The sequence below is a fragment of the Streptomyces sp. NPDC058877 genome (assembly GCF_042742855.1).
In the GTDB taxonomy this organism is placed as follows: domain Bacteria; phylum Actinomycetota; class Actinomycetes; order Streptomycetales; family Streptomycetaceae; genus Streptomyces.
Window position 1 is genome coordinate 1 of the sequence record NZ_JBHYMF010000284.1, and the last position, 6,819, is coordinate 6,819.

At 67.7% G+C, this 6,819-nt stretch carries 4 protein-coding genes and 1 pseudogene; 4 read left to right on the plus strand and 1 reads right to left on the minus strand.

Translation table 11 applies throughout. The features are described from left to right. Window positions 1–42 precede the first annotated feature (42 nt). The 3 genes and pseudogenes from ACFW2Y_RS33825 to ACFW2Y_RS33835 all read left to right on the plus strand — a co-directional run. Window positions 43–1,944 carry a RiPP maturation radical SAM C-methyltransferase gene (locus tag ACFW2Y_RS33825; RefSeq protein WP_384886988.1) on the plus strand — a complete coding sequence of 634 codons (1,902 nt, stop codon included), beginning with the start codon at window positions 43–45 and terminating at the stop codon, window positions 1,942–1,944. A 32-nt stretch (window positions 1,945–1,976) separates the two neighbouring features. Continuing rightward, window positions 1,977–2,636 (plus strand): DUF5825 family protein, encoded by a 660-nt coding sequence (locus ACFW2Y_RS33830; protein ID WP_384886991.1) that lies wholly within the window; start codon window positions 1,977–1,979, stop codon window positions 2,634–2,636. A 506-nt stretch (window positions 2,637–3,142) separates the two neighbouring features. After that, window positions 3,143–3,277, plus strand: a pseudogene (locus ACFW2Y_RS33835) (IS5/IS1182 family transposase); the annotation flags it as partial. A gap of 813 nt (window positions 3,278–4,090) precedes the next feature. On the opposite strand, the gene ACFW2Y_RS33840 reads toward ACFW2Y_RS33835, so the two are convergent. After that, window positions 4,091–4,237, minus strand: coding sequence for a hypothetical protein (locus ACFW2Y_RS33840; RefSeq protein WP_384886993.1), 147 nt, complete (start codon window positions 4,235–4,237; stop codon window positions 4,091–4,093). A 484-nt stretch (window positions 4,238–4,721) separates the two neighbouring features. Here ACFW2Y_RS33840 and ACFW2Y_RS33845 point away from each other — a divergent pair, with 484 nt between their 5' ends. Continuing rightward, on the plus strand, window positions 4,722–5,561 hold the full coding sequence (locus tag ACFW2Y_RS33845) for a DUF3800 domain-containing protein (RefSeq protein WP_384886996.1): 840 nt from the start codon (window positions 4,722–4,724) through the stop codon (window positions 5,559–5,561). The last annotated feature ends 1,258 nt before the right edge of the window (window positions 5,562–6,819 follow it).

The following is a 6,819-nucleotide window of genomic DNA, read 5'->3' on the forward strand; positions in this document are numbered from 1 at the left end:
ACACGTCATTCCGTGCACTGATCACATGAGAAGAGGCGAGCCGTGCGCGTACTCCTGGTGAACATGCCCTGGGCCCCGATCGATCTCCCGTCGCTGGCTCTCGGAATTCTCAAGCGCAGTGTCGACGAGCGCGTGCCGAACGCCACGGCGGACGTTCTGCACGCGAATATTGAATACGTGGACTGGATCACCAAGAATACGGAATTCACTTTGGAGGACTACTCCTACTACGCGCTCGGCTCCTATTTCCTGGGATGCGGCGACTGGGTCTTCTCCTCCGCGCTCTACGACGATCCCGGATGGCGTGTACCCGAGTTCACCGAGGCGATGGCCAACCGGGTGCGCGGGGCCCGCATGGAGATGACGCAGGCACTGCACGTCACCGCGCCCGACTTCGTCCGGCACATCGCGGAACGCATCGTGGAACTCGCCCCGGACGTCGTCGGGTTCACCTCGACGTTCCAGCAGAACACCGCGGCCCTGGCGGCCGCCAAGTACGTCAAGCGGCTCGCCCCGCACATCGTGACGGCCATGGGCGGCGCCAACTGCGACGGCAAGCAGGGCGAGGCCGTCCACCGCAACTTCCCCTTCGTCGACCATGTACTGCGCGGCGAGGGCGAGGTGTCGTTCCCCGCGCTGGTCAGAGCCCTGGACGCCGGTGAGCCGCTGTCGGAGATCCCCGGGCTGTGCTGGCGCGACACGGACGGCACCTCCGTGGTGAACGCCATGAACACCAAGCCGCTGCCGCCCGCCGCCATCCTGCCGCCGGACTACGCCGGGTACTTCGAGCGGCTCGCCTCCTCCCACGCCCGGAACTGGGTCGAGCCGAAGCTGGTCGTCGAGGGCGCGCGGGGCTGCTGGTGGGGCGAGAAGCACCACTGCACCTTCTGCGGGCTGAACGGCTCGTTCATGGAGTTCCGCAGCAAGAGCCCCGACGTGTTCTACGACGAGATCATGGAACTGGCGCGCAGGCACCGGGTCCTGGACATGTACGTCGTGGACAACATCCTGGACATGGGGTACGTGAAGTCGGTGCTGCCCCGCATCATCGACAGCGGGTACGACCTGCGGATGCACATCGAGATCAAGTCCAACATGCGGCGGGGACAGCTCCAGACCCTGGCGGACGCGGGGCTGATCTTCGTCCAGCCGGGCATCGAGAGTCTCAACAGCCGGGTGCTGACCCTGATGGACAAGGGTGTGACCGGCGGCCAGAACGTGCGGATGCTCCGCGACGCGGCCACCGTCGGCCTCTCGGTCGCCTGGAACTACCTGCACGGCTTCCCGGGCGAGGACACCGAGGACTACGACGACGTGGTGGACCAGCTCGCCGCGCTGGAGCACCTGAACCCGCCCGTGGGCCCCTCCTCCCGGATCGCGATCGAGCGGTTCAGCCCGTACTTCAACGACCCCGGCCTCGGCTTCTCCGAGCTGCGCCCCGCCGAGCCGTACCGGCTCACCTACGACCTCCCCGACGCCGAGATGTTCGACCTGGCATACGTCTTCGACGTACCGCCCCGGGGAATCGGCGAGGACGTCGTCGCCCGGCTCGACGAGGGCATCGGGCACTGGAAGCGGAACTACGCCGGCAGCCGCCTCACCCACTGCGACCTGGAGGACCGTATCGTCCTGGTCAGCAGGCGACGGGCCTTCGACTGGACGCGCCTGGAACTGACCGACCCGGGCGAACTGGCCCTGTTCCGGCTGCTCGACCAGCCGCACACGGTGAAGGCGGCCGCGCGCAAGCTGGAGGCGGACCACCACTTCGGCGAGGCCGCCCTGCTGGGGGTCCTCAAGCGGTGGCGGGAGCTCGGCATCGTGTTCGAGGACAGCGGGCAGTTCGTGCAGATCGCGCCGCCGGCCCTGAACGAGGAGTTCCTGCGGATCGACTTCATGCGGCACACCGCCGCCCGCGAGGCGGAACTCGCCCCGACGACCGTCTGACGACCGCGCGACCGCCCGACCGAGGGACGACGATGACTCCTGTTCTCACCGGCACCGCCCCCTTCACCGTGACCGCCTCACGGGACTACGACCCCGAGGTGGGCACTCTGCCCGCCATGTCCCTGGGCCGCTTCGAGATCGACATGTCCGGCGGCGAGGCCGCCCGGCGGCTGTTCGCCGCCGGGGCCCGGCACGTCACCCTGCCCCGCCCCGTGGACCTGACGGACACCGCCGACGCGGCCTGGACGGTCAGGGCGCTGAGCTTCGTGGGCGACCTCTCCAGCCTGGCCGTCTCGGTCGACTGGCAGATCCACACCGGCTCCGACCCGGACGCCTGGCGCCACTTCGGGCACCTCCACCCCCCGACCGCCGTCCTCGGCACCGCGGACCCGGTGGCGACGGCGCTCGCCTGGCGCACCACGTACTACATCTGCAAGTGCGTCTTCCGGTACGGCCCCGGGTTCATCCAGGTCCGCGACCGGCGCTACGGCGAGCTGCGCCGCTTCACCATCGACGAACCGGAGTACCACGAGGCCGTCGCGGCCCTCACCGACGGCGCGACCGTCGACGCGATCGGGCGTCCGGTCCTGGACGACCTCATGGCGGAGACCCTCGTCCTGCGCTTCGGCGACCACCTGTGGTGGGCGCCGTACCGGGTGCGCCGCTGGTCGGAGGCACCGCTCGTGATCTGAGCCGGTGATCGCCGAGGCCCCGCGGAGAGTCGTCCCGCGGGGCCTCGGGCATCGGCATGGGATGTCCGCTCCATCCTCGAACTCATCGCCCCGGGCATTCGGCACCGCATGGAGACGACCAAGGACGGCTCCCGCACTGCCTACATGCTCCACGCCGACGGCTCCTGGGCCCGCGCCACAGCACCAGGCGCACGCGAGCTGCCCACCGTCTACCAGGGCGGCCCCGCCGCCTGTGGGGCGAGCTGGACCGCATCCGGACCTGGCTCGTCATTGACGGCGACCTGCCCATCTCGGGAGCGGCCGTACGCATAGATCCGGATGGCACCTGCACCTTCGAACGCGGCGGCTGGACGGCCACCATCCATGCGATGTAACTGATCCCTTCAGAATGAGTTCGGCTCAGGAGCTTGGCCGTTGGACTGGTCTGATGACCTGTGGGATCGTGTCGCCCCGTTGCTCCCGTCTCGCCTGCTGCCGCACCTGACCGAGTGGCCCTGCTACCGGCACGGGCCCGCGTCGAGCACGTCCTCGCCAGGATGAAGACCTGGAAGATCCTGCGCGACTGCCGCCTCAAGGGCGAAGGCGTTCACCACGCCATGCTCGGCATCGCCCGCATGCACAGCCTCACCCTTGCCGGATAGGCCGACGGGCGGTATGGCGACCCGCCATGCCTGGGGCGAGTCAAAGATCATTTACGGGCCAGCCCTTGACCGCCTCATCGAGCAGTCCATGAAGGAGTGGGACCGCGTCAGCCGCGGTCAGACGCCTGAGCGGTGAGTCCGGAGTTTGGTCCGTGACTGGTCCGGAAGTGCTGGTCAGGACTGGGACACGAGCGGGTGGAACTGGGAGTTTCGGCGCAAACGCGTCCCCTTCCCATGCGGTGCGAGAGAGAGGCGCCTGACGGGCGAATGCCCAGGTCAGGTGCCTTCTTTCGTGCCCCTAGAAGAACCCGAGCTTCTTCGGTGAGTAGGACACCAGCAGATTCTTCGTGTGCTGGTGGTACACGCCTCGCATGGCCGCTGACCAGCGGAAAGGGCCACGATTCGGCCAAACGGCACGCGGCTGGTCCGCGTATGGCCCGGATCTTGGTCGGCACGGAGGGGACCTCTGACCGATGGCCCGCGGCGGCGGTGAGTTGGCACACAAGCGAGGGGCGGGCCGACAGGTCGCCACGGAGCATGCCTCGATCCAACGCGCACGAGAGAGTCGCCAGGGCTTGGACCGTGGAGCGGGGGACCAATCGGCTGCTGCGAAGCACCCGAAGGCTCTCGAGTGGACGTCATGGTCCAGCAAAGGACGAGTACACCCTCAGTACGCCGAGGACCTGGCACACGCAGCAGCGGCGGCCGGAAAGAGCCATGTCCCTGCACGGGCTCGCCTAACTGAGATTCTGCAATGGCGATATTCACGACGCCGAGCGTTTGAACTGCGCTGCTGCACTTGCAGGGGCAGTATCAGCCCGGGCGCTCGCCGACGGGCAGGTGCCGCAGTGGGTCGTCCAAGGCAGCGTGCTGGGCAAGGATCTGCCGCAGGTCGTCTTCGGTGGCCGCCCTCTGACGGTGCTCGTTGCCGTGTGCCAGCGACACCCAGGCCGCGTCCACGAGACCCCATGGCCGTATAGCCCGGTGCGGTCAGTGGCCCACTGCTCCTTCGTCGGCCGCTGCGCGCTCGTTCGCGCGATCAGCGGCAGGAGGGATCTGGGTGGGTGCCGGCGGGCTCGCTGCACGTACTCAGGGTCCGCGACGGGGGAGCGGAAGAATGAACGGGCCATGCCCATCATTCCCTCCCGCAGGCCGTACCGAACAGGTTCTGAATTTCGGACTGCTTGAGCGCACTTTAGGTCTCAACACGTGGAGCAGCGCCGACTGCCACAAGGCCAGTCCCACCGGTAGAGGCCCTTCCCCAGCACGAAAAGAGACCGCCGGAGAGGACCTCGCGCTGGGCGGGTTGGCCAGAGCCCTTCCGCAGCCCGAGGGGTTACGTGGTTCCGAGATGCGGGCCCGTCGTACGCTCCTGATCCACGGCTGCGCGCGCCGTGAAGGCGACGCAGGCCGATGTGGCTGGGCCGGGGACGGGAGAGAGCACGTGCAGCTGATCTTCATCGACGACAGCGGGCAGCAGAGCCCGCCTCGGGAGCACCTCGGTGAACTCGCCTCGGTGGGCGCCGTCATGTTCCCGGAGGACCAGGTGGCGGCGTACAGCCGCCAGATCGACGAGCTCCGGACCGAGCTCGGCATGCCTGCCGGCGAGGAATTCAAGTGGAACTCCTCGAAGGGCAGCTTCATGGCGGGAGCCGGTGGCGAGGTGGTGAAGCGCACGCGCCGTCGCATGCTGGAGATCGCCGCCAGTTGCGGTGTCAGCACGGCCGTGGTGATCTGGGACCGAGGCCAGATCGGGTGGCCGAACGAGAGGGTCGCGCGAGAGATCCTGGGCTACCTCTACGAGCGCATCGAGATGCACCTGGAGTCGAGGGAGGAGCGCGGGGTCGTCATCGCCGACATCCCCGGCGGCGGCAACCGGGATCACACCAAGTGGCTGGCCGAGGCTCTGGACCTCACGACGGTCGGCACCACCTACGTGAAGCCGAACCGCGTGGTCATGCCGATCGTGACGGCTCCCTCCGACCACCTTCCCCACCTTCAGCTCGCAGATCTAGTAACTGCGGCGACGACCGCGGCCGTCGCCGGTCGGGAAGCCGGTATGGAACTCGTCGAGCTGCTCAAGCCTCTGGCGAGGCGCAACGCTCACGGCTACATCGGTGGCGCTGGCCTGGTGCTGTGGCCGCGGAGCTTGACCGACCTCTTCTACTGGATCTTCGGCGAGACGCACTACGTGCGAAACAGCGTGGGCTACCCCATCGGACCCGGATCTGGGTTCTCGCAGCCCGGGAGCCTCTTCAGCACCAGCAGCGGGTTGTCGACGTAGGGCCAGTGTGCGCCCTGCAGAGGGGATACTGGGTTGAACTCGTGGCGTCGTAGGGGCTGACGGCTGGTCGCCCCGTGGTGGTTGCGGCGCGACGAATGGGGCTTTGTCTCCGCCGAGGTGGTCGGGCCGGGTGCCTACCCGCGATCTCGGCACGTACGTCATGAAGTTGTCTACCGGGTGGTGCTGACCTGTATCGATGCGGTTGTGTTTACTCCTGACCTGCGCGGACGGCTCTTTCGGGGTCGGGTTGCGTTATACGGTCGATTCTCCCCACGTGCTCCCCAGGGCTATGGATTCTCCCCAGATCCTCCCCAGGAGCGCCCCGTGGCGGCCCTGGTCGCATGTGGGGGCAGCCCCTCGCGAGGTGTTCTGTCGGATACGTTGTGTAACTGGCTGCGAGGCGGGGAGCAACCTGATTGGTCGACGTCGTTTCTCTGTTGCCATCGGGCTGCCGGGATCGATCGAGGGGGCATCGTCTTCCACGCGCTCCAGGATTCTCTGCCGCACTGCTGACGCCCAACGCACTCGGTCTTTTGAGGGCGGTGTACCCGCCACAGAAGTTCGGCATGGCCGTCGGTATCTGGGCTGTGGTCTCGCTCGCGTCGACTGCGCTCGGAGCCATCGTCGACGGCCTGCTCTTCGAGCACGTGAACTGAGAATCGGGTTTTGCATCAACGCTCCCATCGGTGACATCGCGCTCGTTTTCAGCGCAGTCGTCCTGCCACAGAGCAAGAACAATGGTCCTGTGCATGAGAGCTTCGACACCCTCGCGGTTGGTCTGTTCGCCGTCGTTTTAGGAATCGAGGGCTGCACTTCGGGCGACACACTCGGCATCGTGGCAGCAGGTGTGGTGACCCTGCAGATGGTTGGGTTGCGCGGGGCCCGAACACCACACCCCACGTCGGCGGGGAGGGCCTGCGGCGCTTCTCCTTCAACCGGTCCCGAAGCGGAACACTCCCGCGTCGGCGGGGAGGACCAGCGAAGAGGCCGTAAAGAAGGCCGTACGTTCGGAACACCCCCGCGTCGGCGGGGAGGACCCCTGCGCGTCCCGGGCGACCACTACGGCCACCGGAACACCCCCGCGTCGGCGGGGAGGACGCGAACAGGGCGTCGGTCGGCTCCAGGTCGAACGGAACACCCCCGCGTCGGCGGGGAGGACGGATGGCGGACGACGCGCCCGCCATCGTGAAGCGGAACACCCCCGCGTCGGCGGGGAGGACGGATGGCGGACGACGCGCCCGCCATCGTGAAGCGGAAC